The organism is Streptomyces sp. NPDC001231 (assembly GCF_042896885.1).
In the GTDB taxonomy this organism is placed as follows: domain Bacteria; phylum Actinomycetota; class Actinomycetes; order Streptomycetales; family Streptomycetaceae; genus Streptomyces.
Window position 1 is genome coordinate 88,431 of the sequence record NZ_JBIAXS010000003.1, and the last position, 18,797, is coordinate 107,227.

21 protein-coding genes and 1 pseudogene are annotated in these 18,797 nt (G+C 71.6%); 9 read left to right on the top strand and 13 right to left on the bottom strand.

Annotation, left to right across the window (positions count from 1 at the left end; translation table 11 throughout):
- Positions 1-77 precede the first annotated feature (77 nt).
- A pseudogene (locus ACFY3J_RS04870) lies at positions 78-347 on the bottom strand (N-6 DNA methylase); the annotation flags it as partial.
- Between ACFY3J_RS04870 and ACFY3J_RS04875 the strand changes: the two are divergent.
- Positions 327-638 carry a hypothetical protein gene (locus ACFY3J_RS04875; protein ID WP_384176741.1) on the top strand — a complete coding sequence of 104 codons (312 nt, stop codon included), beginning with the start codon at positions 327-329 and terminating at the stop codon, positions 636-638. The pseudogene ACFY3J_RS04870 and the gene ACFY3J_RS04875 overlap by 21 nt on opposite strands.
- 85 nt (positions 639-723) lie before the next feature.
- Here ACFY3J_RS04875 and ACFY3J_RS04880 read toward each other — a convergent pair whose 3' ends face one another.
- The gene (locus ACFY3J_RS04880) at positions 724-930 is read right to left on the bottom strand and encodes a DUF397 domain-containing protein (RefSeq protein WP_384176743.1); all 207 of its coding nucleotides are present in this window, start codon (positions 928-930) and stop codon (positions 724-726) included.
- Between the two features lie 121 nt (positions 931-1,051).
- Here ACFY3J_RS04880 and ACFY3J_RS04885 point away from each other — a divergent pair, with 121 nt between their 5' ends.
- The gene (locus ACFY3J_RS04885) at positions 1,052-1,462 is read left to right on the top strand and encodes a RidA family protein (RefSeq protein ID WP_384176745.1); all 411 of its coding nucleotides are present in this window, start codon (positions 1,052-1,054) and stop codon (positions 1,460-1,462) included.
- A 285-nt stretch (positions 1,463-1,747) separates the two neighbouring features.
- Here ACFY3J_RS04885 and ACFY3J_RS04890 read toward each other — a convergent pair whose 3' ends face one another.
- Positions 1,748-3,298, bottom strand: coding sequence for an esterase (locus tag ACFY3J_RS04890; RefSeq protein ID WP_390840271.1), 1,551 nt, complete (start codon positions 3,296-3,298; stop codon positions 1,748-1,750).
- 1,372 nt (positions 3,299-4,670) lie between these two features.
- Here ACFY3J_RS04890 and ACFY3J_RS04895 point away from each other — a divergent pair.
- Together ACFY3J_RS04895 and ACFY3J_RS04900 are read left to right on the top strand one after the other, a co-directional pair.
- Positions 4,671-5,456, top strand: coding sequence for a DUF5995 family protein (locus ACFY3J_RS04895; RefSeq protein WP_390840273.1), 786 nt, complete (start codon positions 4,671-4,673; stop codon positions 5,454-5,456).
- A 77-nt stretch (positions 5,457-5,533) separates the two neighbouring features.
- Positions 5,534-5,875: a hypothetical protein gene (locus ACFY3J_RS04900; RefSeq protein ID WP_384176753.1), complete on the top strand. Its 342-nt coding sequence runs from the start codon at positions 5,534-5,536 to the stop codon at positions 5,873-5,875.
- A gap of 89 nt (positions 5,876-5,964) precedes the next feature.
- Here ACFY3J_RS04900 and ACFY3J_RS04905 read toward each other — a convergent pair whose 3' ends face one another.
- On the bottom strand, positions 5,965-6,564 hold the full coding sequence (locus ACFY3J_RS04905; RefSeq protein WP_384176755.1) for a DinB family protein: 600 nt from the start codon (positions 6,562-6,564) through the stop codon (positions 5,965-5,967).
- A 265-nt stretch (positions 6,565-6,829) separates the two neighbouring features.
- Here ACFY3J_RS04905 and ACFY3J_RS04910 point away from each other — a divergent pair, with 265 nt between their 5' ends.
- Positions 6,830-7,123: a hypothetical protein gene (locus tag ACFY3J_RS04910; RefSeq protein ID WP_384176757.1), complete on the top strand. Its 294-nt coding sequence runs from the start codon at positions 6,830-6,832 to the stop codon at positions 7,121-7,123.
- Between the two features lie 10 nt (positions 7,124-7,133).
- On the opposite strand, the gene ACFY3J_RS04915 is transcribed toward ACFY3J_RS04910, so the two are convergent.
- Positions 7,134-7,367: a hypothetical protein gene (locus tag ACFY3J_RS04915; RefSeq protein WP_384176759.1), complete on the bottom strand. Its 234-nt coding sequence runs from the start codon at positions 7,365-7,367 to the stop codon at positions 7,134-7,136.
- 95 nt (positions 7,368-7,462) lie between these two features.
- Between ACFY3J_RS04915 and ACFY3J_RS04920 the strand changes: the two genes are divergently transcribed.
- The gene (locus ACFY3J_RS04920) at positions 7,463-7,954 is read left to right on the top strand and encodes a hypothetical protein (protein ID WP_390840276.1); all 492 of its coding nucleotides are present in this window, start codon (positions 7,463-7,465) and stop codon (positions 7,952-7,954) included.
- Positions 7,955-8,069: 115 nt separating this feature from the next.
- On the opposite strand, the gene ACFY3J_RS04925 is transcribed toward ACFY3J_RS04920, so the two are convergent.
- The gene (locus tag ACFY3J_RS04925) at positions 8,070-8,285 is read right to left on the bottom strand and encodes a dodecin (protein WP_225076789.1); all 216 of its coding nucleotides are present in this window, start codon (positions 8,283-8,285) and stop codon (positions 8,070-8,072) included.
- 256 nt (positions 8,286-8,541) lie between these two features.
- Here ACFY3J_RS04925 and ACFY3J_RS04930 point away from each other — a divergent pair, with 256 nt between their 5' ends.
- A complete protein-coding gene (locus ACFY3J_RS04930; RefSeq protein WP_390840278.1) occupies positions 8,542-9,789 on the top strand; it encodes an extracellular solute-binding protein in 1,248 nt (415 codons plus the stop codon).
- Between the two features lie 134 nt (positions 9,790-9,923).
- Here ACFY3J_RS04930 and egtD read toward each other — a convergent pair whose 3' ends face one another.
- From egtD to ACFY3J_RS04960, 6 genes are all read right to left on the bottom strand, one after another.
- Positions 9,924-10,886 carry an L-histidine N(alpha)-methyltransferase gene (egtD, locus tag ACFY3J_RS04935; RefSeq protein WP_390840280.1) on the bottom strand — a complete coding sequence of 321 codons (963 nt, stop codon included), beginning with the start codon at positions 10,884-10,886 and terminating at the stop codon, positions 9,924-9,926.
- A complete protein-coding gene (gene egtC / locus ACFY3J_RS04940; protein WP_390840282.1) occupies positions 10,883-11,674 on the bottom strand; it encodes an ergothioneine biosynthesis protein EgtC in 792 nt (263 codons plus the stop codon). Before egtC ends, egtD begins: the two co-directional genes overlap by 4 nt.
- Positions 11,674-13,020, bottom strand: coding sequence for an ergothioneine biosynthesis protein EgtB (gene egtB, locus ACFY3J_RS04945; RefSeq protein ID WP_390840284.1), 1,347 nt, complete (start codon positions 13,018-13,020; stop codon positions 11,674-11,676). Before egtB ends, egtC begins: the two co-directional genes overlap by 1 nt.
- Complete coding sequence (gene egtA / locus ACFY3J_RS04950; protein ID WP_390840286.1) at positions 13,017-14,366, bottom strand: ergothioneine biosynthesis glutamate--cysteine ligase EgtA; 1,350 nt, start codon at positions 14,364-14,366, stop codon at positions 13,017-13,019. Before egtA ends, egtB begins: the two co-directional genes overlap by 4 nt.
- 295 nt (positions 14,367-14,661) lie before the next feature.
- Complete coding sequence (locus ACFY3J_RS04955) at positions 14,662-15,117, bottom strand: type II toxin-antitoxin system PemK/MazF family toxin (RefSeq protein ID WP_384176775.1); 456 nt, start codon at positions 15,115-15,117, stop codon at positions 14,662-14,664.
- A gap of 23 nt (positions 15,118-15,140) precedes the next feature.
- Complete coding sequence (locus ACFY3J_RS04960) at positions 15,141-15,554, bottom strand: hypothetical protein (protein WP_384176777.1); 414 nt, start codon at positions 15,552-15,554, stop codon at positions 15,141-15,143.
- A 129-nt stretch (positions 15,555-15,683) separates the two neighbouring features.
- On the opposite strand from ACFY3J_RS04960, the gene ACFY3J_RS04965 reads away from it, so the two are divergent.
- On the top strand, positions 15,684-16,376 hold the full coding sequence (locus ACFY3J_RS04965) for a helix-turn-helix transcriptional regulator (protein WP_390840289.1): 693 nt from the start codon (positions 15,684-15,686) through the stop codon (positions 16,374-16,376).
- Positions 16,377-17,064: 688 nt separating this feature from the next.
- Positions 17,065-17,505: a hypothetical protein gene (locus tag ACFY3J_RS04970; RefSeq protein WP_390840291.1), complete on the top strand. Its 441-nt coding sequence runs from the start codon at positions 17,065-17,067 to the stop codon at positions 17,503-17,505.
- 91 nt (positions 17,506-17,596) lie between these two features.
- On the opposite strand, the gene ACFY3J_RS04975 is transcribed toward ACFY3J_RS04970, so the two are convergent.
- Entirely contained in the window at positions 17,597-18,796 is a 1,200-nt protein-coding gene (locus ACFY3J_RS04975) for a glutathionylspermidine synthase family protein (RefSeq protein WP_390840293.1), read from the bottom strand.
- Position 18,797: the final 1 nt, after the last annotated feature.

Here is an 18,797-nt window from a genome sequence, read left to right on the forward strand (position 1 = left end):
GGAAGCGGGCGGCATGGTCCGCTCACCCGGGTGTTGCGTCAGGAACATCGACGTCCACCCACCGCAAGGCGACGTCGTCAGCCGCCCAGCCCGCCCGAGGCGAGCCTGTCGCTCACGTCACTCACCAGCCGGCGCCCCAGGCCCTCGGCACGCATGAGAAGTTCCTCGAAGTCCGTGAGACGACGGAAAGCCATGGCATGGGCGCGCTGTTCCTCAAGGGGTAGGGGCAGAACCTGCAGTCGTCGGATGTCCACCCGGGACGAGCTGGAGGCGTGGGTTCCCGCCTGGCGTCCGTTGGCGGGGGCCCGCAGGCAGCCGGCCAGGAAGTGGGCGTCCAGTTTCTCCGGGAGACGTTCCCCCTCGACCATGGCTTCCACGAGACCGACCAAGGCACCCGCTACACCATCGGCCTACTGGCACGGACCGAGATCATCGACCGCCTGCGTCAGTTGAACCACCAGGCGTACGCCGACGAGGTTCACCTCGGCCGACACAAGGGGGTGACGGAGAAGAAGACGAGGGAGAAGCACCCCGACCTGCCCCCGCCATCTCCCGAGGCCATTCGTAAGGGCAAGGAAGAGCTGGCCGCGCGAGGTGGGTCGGATTTCGGTGAGGGCGCTGAGGGCGTCCTGTTCTGAACCGACGGCATGATAATGGGCTCGCTCCCGTCATCCCAAGTGACGTGAGCGAGCCTGTTGTTCCGCTCAGAAGCCGCGTTCGGCTCTACTTCATCGCAAGCGCCACGAACGCCGCCCACTCGCCCCGGCCAACCCGCAGCACCGGCCCGTGACCCGAGGCCTTCGAGTCCCGTACGTACACGGCGTCCAGGCCGGCAGCCACCTCCACGCAGTCGCCACCGCTTGTTCCGCTGTAGCTGCTCTTGAACCAATCCAGTCCAGCAGGCTCCGTGGTGTGCCGGTCGGTGCTCATAGCTCCCCTGCCATGCGCTCGATGAGACGAGAGGACTCCTAGGAGAAAAGGGAGGCGGCAGCCAACTGGCCATTGGCAGGATGTCCGCGCTGAACACCCAAGGGGAAAGGACCACACGACCGTGGCTCGTGCCATCACTTTGATTCGCTCCACCGCCCTGTCCGACGTCGCCGAGTACGCCTACGCGGCCACAGCGCCCGCCGAGTCACGCCTGATCTTCCTCGCAGGGGCGTGTCCGCTGAACGATGACGGCTCCACAGCAGCGATCGGGGACTACGCGGGCCAAGCAGCGAGAGCCATCGAGAACATGCAGGCCGCTCTTACTGCCTCAGGCGCGTCACTCCAGGACGTCATCAGCACACGGGTTCTCGTCGCATCGGTCCGGCGGGAGGACCTGGTGGCCGCCTGGCAGGTAGTCCGGGACTCGTTCGCTGACCATGACGTCCCCAGCACGTTGATGGGCGTCACCGTGCTCGGTTACAAGGACCAACTCGTCGAGATCGAGGCCGTCGCCGCCGTGCTCGATTCTTGAGTCCTCTTCCAAGGACACCGCAACGCGGGATGGCCAGACGTCCGCCAGGACGGCTGGCCAACGAGGAACGTAGGCTGCGGTCAGCCCGCCTTGGCGGGTTCCTCGGCTCGGGCTCGTGTGCTGGCGAGGCGGTAGTCCCTGGCGCCGGACATCAGCCGGCTGCTGACGCATGCGGGCAGATGACAGGCCGTCACGCGTCCGGCTGCGAACCCGTGACGAAGCACCGCATGCCCCGGCCTCGCGGCCGGGGCATGCGGTGTCGTTGCTCCACGACGGAGGTACCGCCTAGTCGTCGATCGCCGCCCCGTACAGGGCGTCCGTCGGCAGGCCGCCGAACGCCCTCAGGCTGTAGGTCCAGGAGCCAGAGGTGGTCAGGCCCGAGCGGCCCGCGGAGAACACCCAGACGTAGCCGTCGTTCGTGTTCTCACCGGGTGCCGAGACGAGCAGGCCGAAGCGGCCGTCGCCGTTCGGGTCGGTGAAGGAGACCTGGCCGCCGAACTTGTCGCCCTTCTCGACGGTGCCCGGGACGTTCTTGGTGCCCTGGTTCACGGACAGTGCGCCCTTGGACGTCAAGCCCTTGGCCGAGCCACGCAGGACCGTGACGGCGCCCGCGTCCGCGACGCGGCCGATGTCCTCGCCCGCGACACCGATCGCCACGTCCGCGTATCCGTCGCCGTTGCTGTCACCGACGGAGAGGTCGGTGCCGAAGCCGTCGCCCCGCTCGTTCGTGCCCGGCACGCCCGCCGAGTTCTGGGTCCACCACACGGGAGGGGTGCCCGGCCCTTCCCGGCCGACGGGGCCGGCCGCGCTGCCGTAGTAGACGCCGACCATGCCGCCGGTCATGCTCTCGCCGCCGTCGTCCGGGCTGTGCGGCTCGCCGGTGACCAGGTCGTCGTAGCCGTCGCGGTTGATGTCGCCGGACGCGACGACCGGGCCGCCGCGCACCGCGGTGATCGGCAGCGGCTCTTTGTTCGACGCGGTGCCGAGCAGGATGTACGACCAGCCGTAGCCCGGCTCGTTGCCCACGCTGGTGCCGGAGACGACCAGGTCGGCGAAGCCGTTGTTGTCGTAGTCGCCCGTGGTCATCGACTTGGGCCGGATGCCCGGCGCGTTGGCGGCGGAGGCCTTGCTGAGCGTCTTCCGCGGAGGCGAGGTGAGCGTGGTGCGTGACTTCTGGACCGGCCGCCGCGCCTGCGCGTCCGCGCTCTTGGCGGCGGCCTGGGGGGCGGGCCCGAAGGTGTAGACCGTCAGCCCGACCGAGTCCATGACGGCGAGGGAGTCGCCGGGAGTGGTGTCGTCGAAGCGGGCCGCGGCGAGCGCGGCGCCGAACCTGCCGCCCTTGGTGAGGTCGTCGGACTGCAGCCAGGTGCTGGCCGATCCGGTGAGGCCCTTCGGCGTGCCCCACAGGACGACCGCGGCGCCCGCGTTGGCGACGGCGCCGAGGTCCTCGCCGGGGATGCCGATGATCGCGTCGTCGTAGCCGTCGCCGTCGAGGTCGCCGGTGGCCAGCGACTTGCCGAAGTTGTCACCGGTCTCGGCGGCGCCGGGGACGCCCGGGGAGTTCTGGCTGAAGGCCTTGGCCCTGGTCGTGCCGATGCCCTTGGGTCCGCCGTACTGCACGGTCACCATGCCGGCGCCCTTGTGCCCGCCGACCGTCGCCCCGGGGGCGCCGATGAGCACGTCGTCGTATCCGTCGCCGTTGAAGTCGGTGTTGCGGTCGTTGGCGTGTGTTCCGCCGGGTGTTCCGGCGTAGGCGCTCGGAGCGGTCGCGATGACCACGCCCGTCATGAGGAGAAACGATGCCGCCGCGACGGCGGCCGAGCGGTGCTTGCGCATGAGGGGCTCCTTGGCTCAGATACGACCGGCTGGCTCGGGGCGCGGGGGTGTCCGGACAGGTCCCGTGCCTATGTCCGGCGCCGTGTTTGACACCGCATGGGGAGGAAGGGTTGTACAGGAGGCATGTCCTTTTTGCTGGAGAAGATCACCTCTTCGCCGAAGAAGATCGCTTCGAGTCGGGCATCCGGGGCGAGGACGGCCCGCGTGCCCCGTACCGCCTTCACGCAGCCACGCCCTTCCGTCCCCTGAGTCGCCACCCCGCCCACCACCCACGGCTACGCTCGTCACCCGCACGCCACCGGGGCCATGTCCAACGCGACCTGCAGGGACGGAGGCACGACGTGTGGCCCGTACAACACCCGTACAGGCCCCCGTACAACAAGGGCACCAGCGAACCGCCCCGGCCGTACGACAAGCCCGACGTACGGCCGACGTACCTGGTCAGCGACACACCCACGCGCCCACGCTGACCCCGTGACCCAGCATCAGATTACCGACGAGACGGCGCCATCCCGAACCCCCGCCACCCACCGGCTGACCCTGCGTTTCAGCAGCACCAGACGCGGCGCCCGACTGGCCCGGCGCCTCGCCGTCCAGCAGTTCACCGAGTGGACCGGCCTCCCGCACGACGCCGAACCCGCCCGCACCCTCGCCCTCGTCACGGCCGAGCTGGCCTCCAATGCGATCCGTCACGGCAGCCTCCCGGGCCGCGACTTCCTGCCCTTTAGCATGCAAGCTTCCTGTCCGACCGGGCTGGCCGACGGCAATCCAATAAGGGGCTCGGGCGTGAGGGGGCCGGCCGATGGCCGCCGTTGTGCGGTGGCGGCGCGGGACGAACGCGCCGTCACCAGGGTGGGGGACTGGCTGGAACGTACGTGTTCGGGTCAGCCGACAGAGAGTTCGGTCAGCAGAGGGAGACACCAGGGAGCTGACGACGACGCGCTCCGGGACCAGTGTGTGGCGGGAGCGGTTTTCAGGCGTGCGTCGATGTCCTTTGCCGAAAACCTCCCAAGACGCGGGAGCGGCGGACGCCAGACCTCAACGTCCGGGTGCCGTACGCCGACCACGGCGGACACCTCTGCTCGCCATCGGCGAATCGGGACTGTCTGCGACGCGGAGGTCGCAGCTCCCCGCGCGACCCCGACCGAAGCAGGAACTGCCCGGTGACGGCGGTTCCCCCGACGGGTTGAGGCGCCCCCGGGGGCTCGCCGCGGCCGTGGCCGTGGCAGGGAGACGAGCGGGGTTCCCGTCCCGTTTCCTGCAGGACGGGGACCCTTCCCGGCGCGCGGTGGTAGGACAGGGCTGTGACGGGCACCGCGGACAGCAGCCGGAGTGCGGGCCGAACGAGGGCCCTGCGAGAGGGGAGTTGGGCGTGACGGCAGAGAACATCGACGATGTCGTGGACGGGCTTGCCGGGATCGTGCGGGAGGCCGGCCGGGCCGGTGACCGGGTCGGGTACTTCGCGGCGCTGTACCGACAGGTGACCGTTGAGGTCCGCACGGCCATTCACGGTGGGCTGTTCGACGACGGCGCCCGAATGGATCGTTTCGACACGCTCTTCGGCAACCGCTACTTCGACGCGTACGACGCCTGGCGTCGTGACCGGAGCGGGCCGCGTTGTTGGCGTGAGGCGTTCGGGCTGCTCGACGAAGCCGACACCATCATCGTCCAGCACCTGATACTCGGCGTGAACGCGCACATCAACCTCGACCTGGCCATCGCCGCCGCGCGGACCAGCCCGGGCGAGGCCATCCACGGGTTGCGGCGCGACTTTTTGCTGATCAACGACATCCTTGGGAGGGTGGTGTTGACGGTGCAGGACTCGGTCGGCGCCCTGTCGCCGTTCCTGTCGCTGCTGGATCGGGTCGGAGCCCGCAACGACGAGCGGATCCTCGACTTCAGTGTCCGTCAGTCCCGCGAGGAGGCGTGGTACAACGCCGTCCTGCTTGCCGGCCAGAACGAAAAGGAGCGCGAGGCCACCATCCAGCGGCTCGACATCCGGGCCGCCGTGCTCGCACGGTTGATAGCGCGACCGGCCGGACTCGTCCGGCCGGCTTTGCAACTGATCCGGAGCACCGAGAGCGATGACGTGCCGGCCGTCATCGCTCATCTGGACAACGCCATGGAGCGACCCTCCGTCCGGCAGGGGACGGGGTGAGACCCGGCGGCGGGGGAGGCGGTGACGGCGGCTCCTGGTGAGCGCCGGGCCGTTGCCCGGTGAGCGTCCGGGAGGCCATGAGCGAACGAGGCCGCCGCAAACTGCCCCAGTGCCGCGGCCGCCATCCGCACCTGGGCACGTACGAGCCGAACGGCTACGACCGCGACCCGGTCCTCATGGTCGCGGGTGCGTCCAACCAGTGGTTCCCGCTCACCCTCAGTGCCCTTGCCCTGCCCAAGGGACAGGGCGGGGACATCGACACTGAGTCCGCATCCCGACGCAACATCGAGGCGGGGGTGCTCGTGAGCGGTGGTGAAGCACCTCGACGCGCGGCGGAGCATGTCGTCGAGCTGCAACGGCTGGGGGTACTTCAGCCCATGGATGCCGTGGGGCGCAAATCAGCGTCCCGTCGTCCGTGACCGCGAACATACTGAGCCGCAGGAGGGGCTGCCTTTCGTACTCACGCCCAGTCCGCTGTCCCGGCACAGCCGAGGCGGGATCAGCCCTCTCAGCCTTCGCCCGCCTCCCGTGCGGTGCGCTCCAGCCGGCGCCGGTGGTTCTCCCACCAGGCGCGATCGCCCGCAGGGATGCTGTCGGCGCCCTTCGACAGGCCTACGGTCCCGTCGATGAGTTCCCGGACGATGTCGGCGTGGCCGGCGTGCCGCTGGGTATCGGACAGCACGCGGACCAGGACGTGGTGCAGGGTCACCTCTCGCCGCTCCTCCGGCCACCACGGGACGTGACCGGTCGCGTCGAGCGGCAGCCGCGCGATCGTGCCGTCCGCGTGCTCCCACGCCCGGCGGTACAGCCCGACGATCTCCTCGCGCGACTCGTCCGCGGTGGCCCACATGTCCGCGTTGGGCTCGGCGCTCTCCGTGTACCACCAGGACGGCGGGTCTCCCTTGAAGAACGGCCGTCCGAACGTGTCGCCGAAGTAGCCGAGTTCCACGCCGGCGGTGTGCTTGACCAGCCCCAACAGGTTGGTGCCGGTGGGAGTCAGAGGACGGCGTACGGCGTATTCCGAGAGCCCTTCGAGCTTCCACAGCAGGGCGTCACGGGCGTCTTGCAGATAGCGGAGGAGATTCGCCTTCGGGTCTGCTGCGATCATGCCGGGCAGTCTTCCGGCCGCCACTGACACTGATCCTCGTAGGCGGGTTCCGGCGGCCGTGGCCCAGCCCACTGACTGACGCCCTGCTGGGCTGTCCCGCGTTGTTCCGCCGGCCGCCGGAGCTGGTTCCCAGGGCCCCGGCCGGGCGGATCACGACCTGATGATGTGCGGTGAGGCCATGTGGCCCTATGACACAGGGCGCCGGCCGGGCGAGTCTGGAAGGGCGCGGGACCCGAGCGCGGCAGCGGGAAGGAAGGGCGACGTCATGGCCTGGGCATCTTGGACCACCCCCGGGGTCTTCACCGGCCGGGGCGGCGTACGAACGGACGAGGCCGGCGTCGTCACCGGCAATCTGACCGTCCACACGACCTGGGACGGGAACGAGGCCGACGTGACGGTCGGGTACACCGGCACCTCCGAGTGGTTCACCCTCACCGGAAGCCCCGTGCCCTGCCGTTCCGAGCGGCAGAGCCGGGAACTGCACCAGGCCGTGGTGGCCGCCGTCAGCGCCGGTGGCGGAGCCACCGTCCAGCAGACGCGGGTGAGGGAGACGACCTGAACCGCGGCGCTCAGGCGCGCGTGTCGTCGGTTTCGGGACCCCAGTACTCCGGGCCGCCCCCGCGCCAGTCGATCAGCGGGGATACTGACACCTCCACGGGATCGACGTCCAGCCCCGCGCGGCGCAGGAACTCGGCGACGTCGGCGACGCTGTAGGCCAGTCCCAGGATCTCGCCGTTCACGCGGACGCGCCGGCCGCCCGTCGGGGAGGGCGGGTGCACGATCACAGGCAGTGCTCCGGGCATGTACCCAGCATCGGATGCGGGCCGCGCCGCCGCATCCGGACGGCGGCGTTCCGCGCCCCCGGCCCGCTCCGTGGGGGCCCGATTACGCTGTCGGGGTGACGGACAGCAACAGACGACCGCTCGCCGTGTTCGACCTGGACAACACCCTCGCCGACACGGCGCACCGGCAGCGCTTCCTCCAGCGCCGCCCGCGCGACTGGGACGCCTTCTTCGCGGCCGCGCCCCACGATCCGCCGATCGGGCAGGGCGTGGAGCTGGTCCGCCGGAGCGCGGCGGAGTGCGAGGTCGTGTACCTCACCGGGCGGCCCGAGCGGTGCCGCCGGCACACCCTGGACTGGCTGGTCGCCCACGGGCTGCCCGAGGGGCGCCTGCACATGCGACGCGACGGCGACCGCAGGCCGGCCCGCCGCACCAAGCTGGAGATCCTGCGGCGGCTCGCCCACGACCGGGAGATCCGTGTCCTCGTGGACGACGACGAGCTGGTGTGCGAGGACGCCGAACAGGCGGGGTTCCGCGTCCTGCGCGCCCGCTGGACGGCGCCGTCCGAAGCGTTGAGGACCGCGCAGGAGAGCAAGGGGCGTACCTGAGCCGCGGGAGGGCCGGCCACGCATCAAGAGGGACGCCCCAAGTGGGACGCGGCAAGTGGGGCGCGCCAAGACGGACGTACGAGAGGGACGTACGCGAGCGGGGGACGCAGGCGCGTCAGTCCGCTTCCTCGATCCGGAAGCCGACCTTCAGGCCGACCTGGTAGTGCTCGATCCGCCCGTCCTCGATCTGGCCCCTCACCTGGGTCACCTCGAACCAGTCCAGGTTGCGCAGGGTCTGCGAGGCGCGGGTGATGGCGTTGCGGATGGCCTGGTCGACGCCTTCGTGCGAGCTGCCGACGATCTCCGTGACCCGGTAGGTGTGGTCGGTCATGCGGGTGGCTCCTCTCGGCCGGCGGCGCCGGTGACGCGAGTGAAGGGCGTCACGACTTCCGGGCGCGCGTGTGGCGCGCGTCACTCCACCGTGCCGTATACGCAGGCGGGGCGCGAGACGAAGAAGTGTGGCAAGCGGGACATCACTTGACCCGAGCATTGGTCCATACCAAAATCGCAGCCACACCCGCGCGAGCCCCTGCTCGTCCCCCCACGTCGGGCCCCTTCCCTGTGCGTCGGAAAGAACAGGACCCCTCGTGAGACCTCGCCTCCTCGCTCTGGTGTGTGCGTCCTCCTTCCTGGTCAGCGCCTGCGGCGTGCTGTCGCTGGGCGGAAGCGGGCGGCACACCGTCACCGTGTGGATGATGAAGGGCAGCGCGTCGCAGGACTTCCTGGACCGCTTCACCGAGGACTTCGAACGCACCCACGGAGACCTGCGTCTCGACATCCGCGTCCAGGAGTGGACCGGCATCGGTCCGAAGGTCCAGGCCGCGCTCACGAATCGCTCCGAGGGCGGCCCCGACGTCATCGAGGTCGGCAACACCCAGGTCGCGCAGTACGCCAAGGGCGGCAGGCTGACCAACCTGACGCTGGAGTCGATGCGGGACTGGGGCATGCGGGACTGGCTGCCCGGCCTGGCCGAACCGGGGCTGGACAACTCCTCCCAGTACGGCATCCCGTGGTACGCGGCCAACCGGGTCGTCATCTACCGCAAGGACCTGTTCGAGCAGGCGGGCATCACCAAGCCGCCCCGCACCCGGACCGAGTGGCTGGCCGCGAGCGAGAAGCTCAACTCCACGGCCGACCAGGGGATCTATCTCGCCGGACAGGACTGGTACACGCTCTCCGGCTTCATCTGGGACGAGGGCGGCGACCTTGCCACGGAGACCGACAGCGGCTGGAAGGGCGCCCTGGACAGTGCCGCCGCGCTGCGCGGCATGGACTTCTACCGGCAACTCCAGGCGCTGGGCCGGGGCCCGGTCGACGCCGACGAGGAACACCCGCCGCAGGCAGAGGTGTTCGCCGAGGGGAAGGTGGCGCAGATCGTGGCGGTGCCCGGCCTCGCCCAGACCATCGTGGAGGAGAACCCCGACCTCAAGGACAAGTTGGGCTTCTTCCCCGTGCCGGGCAGGACCGCCTCCCGGCCGGGCACGGTGTTCACCGGCGGCTCCGACCTCGTCGTGCCCCGTAACACCAGCGACCGGGACGGCGCCGTCGCCGTGGTCGCCGCCCTCACCGGCGCCAAGTGGGACACCGACCTCGCCCGCACCATGAACTACGTCCCCAACAAGACGAAGCTCGCCGCCGCCGTCGCGGACGAGGAGGGGGTCGCGGCCATGGCGGCGGGCGCCGCACACGGCCGCGCGACCCCCAACACGCCGCAGTGGGCCACAGTCGAGGCCGACAACCCGATCAAGGACTACATGACGAAGGTGCTCTCCGGCGGCGACCCGGTGACGGAGGCCCGCCGCGCCTCACAGCGGATCACCAAGCAGTTGGCGTAACCCCCGGGGCCCCGGGTGGTGATGGCCCCCCGAATCCTCCGGGCAACGGCCCGGAGGACCGGGAGGAGGGCTCGGAGGGCGCGGAGTGCCTCAACGGCGTCCGGTCGGTGCCCCACCCCCGTCACCGGCCCAAGTCACCGCGCCACACTCAGCGACAGCGCGAAACGTTCCTCGCCGTCGGTCCACCACCGCTCCAACTCAAGCCCCGCAGCGGCCAGTTCCGCGCTCACCCGGTCCTTGCGGAACTTCGCCGACACCTCGGTGCGCAACTCCTCGCCCGCCGCGAAGTGCACGGCGAGATCGAGCGCGGGCACCTTCACCGTCTGCGCGGTGCGTGAGCGCAGCCGCATCTCGATCCACTCGTTCGTCGCGTCCCAGAGCGCCACGTGGTCGAAGGCGTCCGGCTCGAAGTCGGCGCCCAGTTCGCGGTTGACCACGCTCAGGACGTTCTTGTTGAACGCGGCCGTCACTCCGGCCGCGTCGTCGTATGCCCTGACCAGCACGTCCTCGGCCTTGACCAGGTCGGTGCCGAGCAGCAGCGCGTCGCCGGGGGAGAGCAGGGCACGTACCGAGGCCAGGAACTCGGCGCGTTCGCCGGGCAGCAGGTTGCCGATCGTGCCGCCGAGGAACGCCAGCAGCCGTGGGGCGGGGGAGTGGGGGAGGGCCAGGGCGGCGGTGAAGTCGGCGATCAGCGCGTGCACGTTCAGTCCGGGCCGCTCGGCGACCAGGGCCCGCCCGGCCTGTTCCAGCGCGGTGTCGCTGACGTCGACGGGGATGTAGGTGTGCAGCCGGGGCAGCGCCTCGATCAGATGGCGCGTCTTCTCCGAGGAACCGGAGCCCAGTTCGACGAGGGTGCGGGCGGGCAGCGCGGCGGCGATCTCGGCGGCGCGGCCGACGAGGATCTCCCGCTCGGCACGGGTCGGGTAGTACTCGGGCAGTTCGGTGATCTGCTCGAACAGCTCGCTGCCGCGCGCGTCGTAGAACCACTTCGGCGGCAGCGTCTTGGGGTCGGAGGTCAGGCCGTTCTGGACGTCGGCGCGCAGGGCCGCGGCCATGGCGTCCTCGGGCAGGGTGCGGGTGATACGGAACTCACTCACGTGCGGGGCTCCTCGGATCGTGCGGATGCCAGGTCCTCGGTGGGGTCCTTCAGCGGGGTGAGCAGGACGTCCGTGCGGCTCGCCGCGAGCAGGGCGCGGTCGGGCACCTGAACCCAGTGCGGGTCGTCGTCGTAGGGTTCGGAGGCCACCACCGTGCGGCGGCCGGGCTCGGTCAGGTACCACAGGCTGTCGCCCCAGGCGGTCGCGGTGATCGTCTCGCCGTTGGTGAGCAGCAGGTTGAGCCGCGAGCCGGGGGCCGCCGCGGCGACCTCCAGGACGGTGTCGGCGAGCGCCTGCCCCTCCGGGTCACCGCCGCGGAGCCGGGCCAGCACCAACGCCCACACGAGCGCCGAGTCGTTGCGGGCCTCCAGCGCCAGCAGGTCCCGCGACGGCAGGGTCCGGGACACCGCGGCGAGCGAGTCCGGCCATCCGGTGACGGCGCCGTTGTGGCTGAACAACCAGGTGCCCGCGGCGAACGGCGCCGCCGCGGCCTCCGCGTCCGCGCCCGAGAGGGTCGCGTCCCGCACCGCGGCGAGCAGCGCCGAGGTGCGTACGACCCGGGCCAGGTCGGCGAAGGACAGGTCGGCCCAGATGGGGCCGGCCCGGCGGTAGCGGGCCGGCACCGGGTCGCCCTCCGCGTACCAACCCACCCCGAAGCCGTCGGCGTTGACCGTCCCGTGCCGCTGGTGCCGGGGCGCCCACGCCTGCCGGTACAGGCTGTGCGCCGGTTCCACCAGATACCGGCCGAGCGGCTCCTCGGGTCCCAGATACGCCAGGTGACGGCACATCAGGTGGCCTCCGAGCGGGCCGTGCGGAACCCTGAGAAGATCTGCCGCCGGATCGGGTAGTCCCAGTTGCGGAACGTGCCCCGGCAGGCCACTGGGTCCACCGCGAACGAACCGCCGCGCAGCACCTTGTACTCGGGCCCGAAGAACACCTCCGAGTACTCCTTGTACGGGAACGCGGTGAAGCCCGGGTAGGGGACGAGGTCGCTCGCCGTCCACTCCCACACGTCCCCGATCAACTGCCTTACGCCGAGCGGCGACTCCCCGGCCGCATAGCTGCCGGCCGCGGCCGGGCGCAGGTGCCGCTGGCCGAGGTTGGCGTGCTCCGGCGTGGGGTCGGCGTCGCCCCACGGGTAGCGCGTCGAGCGCCCGGTCACCGGGTCGTGGCGCGCCGCCTTCTCCCACTCGGCCTCGGTGGGCAGCCGGCGCCCGGCCCAACGGGCGTAGGCGTCGGCCTCGTACCAGCACACGTGCAGCACGGGCTCGTCGGGCGGTACGGCCTCGGTGACGCCGAACCGGCGCCGGAGCCACTGCCCGCCGTCACGCCGCCAGTACAGCGGCGCGTCGATGCCGTGCCGCCGTATGTGGGTCCAGCCGTCCGGTGCCCACCAGCGGGGCTCGGTGTAGCCGCCGTCCTCGACGAACGCCTGGTAGGCGGCGTTGGTCACCGGGGTGGTGTCGATCCGGAACGGCGGCATCTCGCGCACGTGCGCGGGGCGCTCGTTGTCCAGCGCCCACGGCTCGGTGGAGGTGCCCATGGTGAACGGGCCACCGGGGACGAGGACTTCGGGCGGACCGGTGAACGGTGGGGCCGGCTCCGGGTCCGGTGCGGTCAGCGCCTGCGGGCCCCGGCGGAGCTGGTGGGTGATCAGCATGGTCTCGTCGTGCTGCTGCTCGTGCTGCGCGATCATGCCGAAGGCGAAGCCCGCCTCGGTCAGCCGGGTGCCGTGGAACGCGGTGGACTCCAGTACGTCCAGCACCCGGCCGCGCACCTCGGACGCGTAGCCGCGGGCCTCGTCGGGGGCCATCAGCGGCAGCGACGGGCGTTCGGCACGCGGGTGCTCGAAGGCGTCGTAGAGGCTGTCGATCTCGGGGCGCATCGCCTCGCGGCCGGCGACCGCCCGCAGCAGCCACAGCTCCTCCTGGTTGCCGATGTGGGCGAGGTCCCACACCAGCGGGGACATCAGCGGCGAGTGCTGGGCGGTGAGGTCGGGCTCCTCCACGCAGGTGGTCAGCAGCGTGGTGCGGTCACGGGCCGCGGTGAGCGAGCGCAGCGCGCGCTCGCGCAGCGTCTCGGCGTCGAACGTCTCGGCGTCGAACGTATCGACGTCGAGGGCGGGATCGGTCATGGCGCGATGTCCTTCCCGTGGGCGGTGGGGGTTCCCCGGGGCGTACGGAGGCCGGACCCGGGGTTCTCCGAGCCGTGCAGCCGGTCCAGCAGGTCGTCGGCGGGACAGCGGCCCCGGCGGACGTAGCGGTCCTGGAACGCCGCGACGGTGTCCGTGACCTCGGTGGTGGCGCCGAGCCGGGGCAGGGCCTCCAGGGCGGCGGCGAAGCAGGCGACGGCGGCCTCGCGCAGGTCGGGGTCGGCGAGCCCGGAGCGGGCCGCCTCGGTCCACAGCGGATTGTGCGGCGCGGGCAGCGGCCCGGACCGCTCGGCGAGGGGCTTCACCACCCGGTAGACGGTCTCCGCCGCCTCCGGGTCGTCGAAGAGCGCCGCGGTGACCGCCAGCGGCACGATCCACCCGTCGTCGCCGGGCTGCGCGTCGATCATGCGCAGTTCCAGATGGCCCCGCGGCCGGACCGGTGGGAACAGCGTCGTGAGGTGGTAGTCGAGATCCTCCCGGGTCGGCGGCCTCGGTCGGCGCGAGCTGATCCACCTGCGGAAGGTGAGCCCGTCGGGCACCTCCCACGGCCTGTCCTCGTGCCGTACGCACATCACCGGCGCGTCCAGCACGTGCCGGGCCCAGGCGGTGCGGGGACTGCCGTTCAGCGTGGGGGCGCCGGCCCGGCCCGGGCCGATCTCCATCCACATCAGCTGCCGCGTGGAGAGCCAGCCGGTGGGGCGCCGCGCCACCAGCGGGGAGTGCGCGAACGCGGCCACCAGCACCGCGCCCAGGTGGTGCGCCAGCCACCAGCGGCGCCCGTGGCCGAGCGGTCCGGGCTCCTCGTGGCCGGCGTCCACGCAGACCTGCACGGACGCCGAGGCGCACATCATGTGCCGGCCGGCCGGGCCGGAGCGGTCCAGGCAGGCCTCCAGGGCGTCGTAGCGCCGCTCGCGCAGGAATCTGCGGGGCGTGTGCCAGGGATCGTGGCCGACACCTACGAGACGGAGTCCGTCCTCGGCCAGTACGGCGCGGACGGTGTCGAGGTCGGCGGAGACGGTACCGATGCACTCCATCAGGGAGGCGGCGGGCGGCGAGCTCAACTCCAGCTGGCCGCCGGGTTCGACGGTGAACGCCGACCTCAGGGGCATGGTCCGCAGTGCGGCGTAGGCCGCTTCGAGACGTTCGGGTGTCACGGGGAGCCGCGGCGCACGCAGCTCATGGACGAGCCATTCCACTTCGACCCCGAGGGTGCGGGGCGGTCCGGTCTTGAAGCAGATGCCGCTGACCAGAGCCTCGGCCTCGGCTTCGGTGACGGCGGTACGGGGTTCCGCACGGCCGCCCGCCGAGGTGGGTTGCGCATCGGACATGTCGGGATCCTCCTGAGATTCCACCATGCCGCCGGCCCGGCGGTCGGAGGGCCGGGCCGGGGCCGCACCGTCCCAGCCAAAACCCTCCGGCCGATTCGCACAAGGGTGCAAATCGCGACAATCGTGGCGCCAAATCTCCGTATCCGCGATATTTCAGACGCTCACCCGCGGTGCCGGGGCCCGGCACATCCGCATGGGTCCGCCCTCTTCGCGGGAGTCCCGCGGGCAGACCGGGCCCCGTGTCCGGTGCTACTCCGACCGGGTGATCCACGCGCCGTGGCGCGCGGCCCGCGCGTCAGCTCCAGCCGTAGCGCTCCCGCAGGCGGTGCACCACGAGGCCGAACCGCATCCGGTCCAGCGCGCACGCCTCACGGCGCATGCCGTCCTCGTGCAGCCGCAGCACCCGGTCGACGTCCACCCACGAATCCCGTCCCGACCGGTCCCAGGGGCCGCTGCCTATGGCCACCCACTCGCGGTCTCCGTCGTGTGTCTTGCTGGACAGCTGCACGGCCAGGAGCGTCCCGGCGGACTCCCGCGCCACCACCAGCACCGGCCGGTCCTTGCCCCGGCCGTCGTTCTCCTCGAAGGGCACCCAGGTCCAGACGATCTCCCCGGGGTCGGGGTCGCCGTCGTGCGCGGGCGCGTACTCGGTGCGCACCCGGCCGACCTCGCGCGGGTCGGCCTCGGTGGTGGCGGCGGGGCCGTAACGGCCGGGTACGTTCTCGTCGGTCTCATCGGTAAAGGCAGTCACGGGGGAACCCTAGAGCGTGCGCGTCAAGCCCCGTCACGGGGGCGGATCCGCATGCCGGGGCGGCGCCGGTGGACGGTGAGGCAGGTCAGGCCGTCCGGGCCGGCGGTGAGGCTGCGGGTGGAGCCGTGCGGCAGCCAGACCGCCGCGCCCTCCGTCAGCTGCCGCGGCTCGTCGCCGGTGCCCGCGCCGAGCACACCACCGCCCGCGACGACGAACAGCAGGACGTCCAGGTCCGGTTCGCGGTGCGGCGCCACGCCCGTGCCGGGCGCCAGTCGTACGACGTTCGCGTCGAGCTGGCGCCCGGACTCCGCCAGCTTCCACAGCACGCCGCCCGGTAGCGGCGGGGCGTCGGCCAGCGCCCGGGCGTCGCACAGGACCCGCGGTTCCGGCTCCGCCGGGCCGCCCGGCCCGGTGCCGTGCTCGGAAGGCGATGTCATCGTGCACCCTTCATTCCCCAGGACGGCCATTTCTCCCGGGGTTCGCGTCCCGGGCCAACGATTATTACATGTAAGATTCGTGAAAACTGCTCGGTGAGAAGAGCTTCGGGTGAAAAGAGCTGAGTGGACGTGACCACCCCACGGGAGAGCCCCCGCCGACGCGAGGTGCTGGACATGCTGCGGGTCGCGGCCGAGCCTCTGGGGGTCGCGGAGGCGGCCGAGCGGATCGGGCTGCACCCCAACACCGTGCGCTTCCATCTCGACGCCCTGGTGGCCGAGGGCGTCGTCGTACGCCAGGTCGAGGAACCCTCGGGGCCCGGCCGCCCCCGTACCGTCTACGCCCCCCGGCCCGGTATGGACCGCCGGGGCACGCGCAGCTACCGGCTCCTGGCGCAGATCCTGCTCGGGCAACTGGCGTCCCAGGGTCCCGGGGCGCGGGAGGCCGCGACGGGGGCGGGCCGCGCCTGGGGCGGTTTCCTGGTCGATCCATTGCCGCCCTCGCCGCCGCCCACGGCCGAGCGGGCGGCGGCCCGGCTCGTCGCCCTCCTGGACGACCTGGGCTTCGCCCCGGAGCCGGAGGGCGGCGGCGCCGGAGAACCACCGGAGCGGATCCGGCTGCGCCACTGCCCCTTCCTCGAACTGGCCGAGGAGCACGGCCAGTTGGTGTGCCCGATCCATCTGGGCCTGATGCAGGGGGCGCTGGCCGAACTGCGTGCCCCGCTGGTCGCGACCGGCCTGGAACCGTTCGCGGCCCCCGACTCCTGCCTGGCCCACCTGGCCACCCGCCGGGCCGAGGCGCCCGCGCCGGTGCCGGGCGGGTGACGTGAATGGCGGCGGGGGCCGAGCTTTGGCGGACCCGGTGGACCCGGTGACCGAGCGGGCTCGGCTGCCGGCCGGGCGGATCCGGTGGCCCGACGGTCTGGTTGTCCGGGGGCCGGGTGGGCCGGTCGTCCGGGTGGTCCGGCGGCCGTGGTGGCGTGGCGTACCTGCGAGCCTCGGTGGACCTGCTAGACCCGGCAGACCTGGTGGGTCAGGCGGCCAGGCGGGCCCGATGGTGCGGTGGCTTGCGGTCTGGTTGTCCGAAGGCCGGGTGGGCCGGTCATCCGGTGGTCCGGGTGGTCCGGGTGGTCCGGCGGGCCTGGCGGCCTCGGTTGGGCCTTGTCGGTCCGGCGGCCGTGGTGGCGCGGCGTACCTCGAACCTCGGTGGATCGCCAGATCCGGCAGACCTGTTGGGTCCGGTGGCCCGGTGGGTCCGGCGGCCTGGCAGACACGCGGCCTCGGTGGGCCCGGAGGCGCCTTGTCGGTCCGGCGGTCCTAGTGGCCCGGTGGACCTGCCGGACCTGCCGGACCTGCCAGTCCAGCGCAGACCTGCCAGTCCTGGCAGGCCTGGTTGTCCGGTGGCCTGGCGGGTCGGTGGTCCGGTGGGCTCGTTGGCCCTGAGGGCCGGTGGTCCGGTCGGCCCGGCAGGCCAAGGCAGTTCCTGCACACCTCGCAGAGAGGCGACACATCGATGAACACCACGGCGGCCGCCGTCGCGGGCGCGGTCACCTTCGTCTGGCTCGGTATGGTGCTGGCCATTTCCTTCCTGGAGGCCCCGTTGAAGTTCCGGGCCCCCGGCGTGACCATCCCCATCGGACTGGGCATCGGCCGGCTGGTCTTCCGGGCGCTGAACCTCGTCGAGAGCGTCCTGGCCGTCGTGGTGATCGCCGCGGTCGCCGCGGGCGGGCCTCCGGCGGGCGTCGCCGGGCTGACCGCGGCCGTCGCCGTGCTGCTCCTCGCCCAGTTGGCCTTCGTACGCCCCCGCCTCAACCGCAGGTCCGACCTCGTCCTGGCCGGTGAAGAGGCCGGCGAAGACCGGCCTCGCTCACGCGGACACCTGGCCTACGTGGCCCTGGAGATCGTCAAGGTGGCCGTCCTGATCGCCCTCGGCATCAGCCTGCCGGCGGCGTGACCGGCGGCCCCGGGGGCCACGGAAGCGAGTCCCCGGGCACACGGCCCTGCCGCCGGGCCCCGACGGACGCCTCGCCGACACCGTGCTGCGGTCAGTCGTTCCGCAGCCAGTGCGCGACCTGCTCCGGAGTGGAACGCGGCGCGTCGATGAGGTGGGGAACGAAACGGGACCGGCGGTCGGTGACGATCTCGTTGGACTCGCGGATGCCGATCCCGGCCGACCTGCCGCCGATGACCCACGAGCCGATCACCATGTGGTTGCCGTCGAAGGACGGCGGCCGGTGGAACTGCTGGAAGAGGAACGGGCCGTCGTCGAACGGGCCGGCCTGGTCGAAGTGGTGCTCCGCGGAACGGACCTTGATCGAGGCACCCTCCCAGCCCCACAGGGGCTTGGCGACCCATTCGACCAGATCGCGGGGACCTTCGAGGTAGGACGGCAGGAGGTTCGGGTGGCCGGGGTGAAGCTCCCACAGCACCGCCAGCAGCGCCTTGGTGGACAGCAGCGCCTTCCACATCGGCTCGAGCCAGTGCGTCGAACGGGGCTCGGCCTCCAACTGCGGGGCGTAGACGCTCTCGAACGCCCAGTCCCACGGATACATCTTGAAGCAGGAGTCGATGGGTACGTCGCTCAGATCCACGAAGCGCCGGATGCCGCTGTGCCAGCCGACGTTCTCCATCGTCAGGCCCACCGTGGGCAGGCCCGCCTCGACGGCCGTGTCCCGCAGGTACGCCGTGGTGATGATGTCCTCGTCGGGCTCGTCGACGGAGTGCGCGAAGTGGACCTGGCCGCCCAGCCGCGGAGCCAGCCGCTGCCACGTCCGCACCAGGCGCTCGTGGATCGTGTTGAACTGGTCGCGGTCCGGGTGCACGTCCTCCAGCCACTGCCATTGCAGCACGGCGGCTTCGAGGAGCGCCGCCGGAACGTCGCCGTTGTACTCGTACAGCTTGGCGTCGCCCGTGCCGTCCCAGGCGAAGTCGAATCTGCCGTAGACGCTCGGCGACTCGTTCTCGAGGGTCTCGAGCATGGGTCTCGCCCAGCGGCGGTCGATGCCGAGGCGTTCGACGTCGCCCTTCTCCAGGACGTGCCGGGCCGCCGCCACGCACATCGCGTGCAGTTCCTCGGTGACGTCCTCCAGGTAATCCACCTCGCGAGAGGTGAGCACGTAGGCGGCGCTCTCGTTCCAGTAGGGCAACTTGCGGCCGTCGGGCCGTATTTCGGTGTGGAACGGAAGGCCTGACCGCAGGACCGTCTGCTCCCAGCCGGCCCTCGGGGTGCGGGGTTCGCGTCGCATG

Excerpts from the sequence above, each read along its gene's own strand:
- ACFY3J_RS04880 (WP_384176743.1), bottom strand. The coding sequence starts at position 930 with ATGAGCACCGACCGGCACACCACGGAGCCTGCTGGACTGGATTGGTTC.
- ACFY3J_RS04890 (WP_390840271.1), bottom strand. The coding sequence starts at position 3,298 with ATGCGCAAGCACCGCTCGGCCGCCGTCGCGGCGGCATCGTTTCTCCTC.
- ACFY3J_RS04900 (WP_384176753.1), top strand. The coding sequence starts at position 5,534 with ATGAGCGAACGAGGCCGCCGCAAACTGCCCCAGTGCCGCGGCCGCCAT.
- ACFY3J_RS04905 (WP_384176755.1), bottom strand. The coding sequence starts at position 6,564 with ATGATCGCAGCAGACCCGAAGGCGAATCTCCTCCGCTATCTGCAAGAC.
- ACFY3J_RS04910 (WP_384176757.1), top strand. The coding sequence starts at position 6,830 with ATGGCCTGGGCATCTTGGACCACCCCCGGGGTCTTCACCGGCCGGGGC.
- ACFY3J_RS04915 (WP_384176759.1), bottom strand. The coding sequence starts at position 7,367 with ATGCCCGGAGCACTGCCTGTGATCGTGCACCCGCCCTCCCCGACGGGC.
- ACFY3J_RS04925 (WP_225076789.1), bottom strand. The coding sequence starts at position 8,285 with ATGACCGACCACACCTACCGGGTCACGGAGATCGTCGGCAGCTCGCAC.
- egtC (WP_390840282.1), bottom strand. The coding sequence starts at position 11,674 with ATGTGCCGTCACCTGGCGTATCTGGGACCCGAGGAGCCGCTCGGCCGG.
- egtB (WP_390840284.1), bottom strand. The coding sequence starts at position 13,020 with ATGACCGATCCCGCCCTCGACGTCGATACGTTCGACGCCGAGACGTTC.
- egtA (WP_390840286.1), bottom strand. The coding sequence starts at position 14,366 with ATGTCCGATGCGCAACCCACCTCGGCGGGCGGCCGTGCGGAACCCCGT.
- ACFY3J_RS04960 (WP_384176777.1), bottom strand. The coding sequence starts at position 15,554 with ATGACATCGCCTTCCGAGCACGGCACCGGGCCGGGCGGCCCGGCGGAG.
- ACFY3J_RS04970 (WP_390840291.1), top strand. The coding sequence starts at position 17,065 with ATGAACACCACGGCGGCCGCCGTCGCGGGCGCGGTCACCTTCGTCTGG.
- ACFY3J_RS04975 (WP_390840293.1), bottom strand. The coding sequence starts at position 18,796 with ATGCGACGCGAACCCCGCACCCCGAGGGCCGGCTGGGAGCAGACGGTC.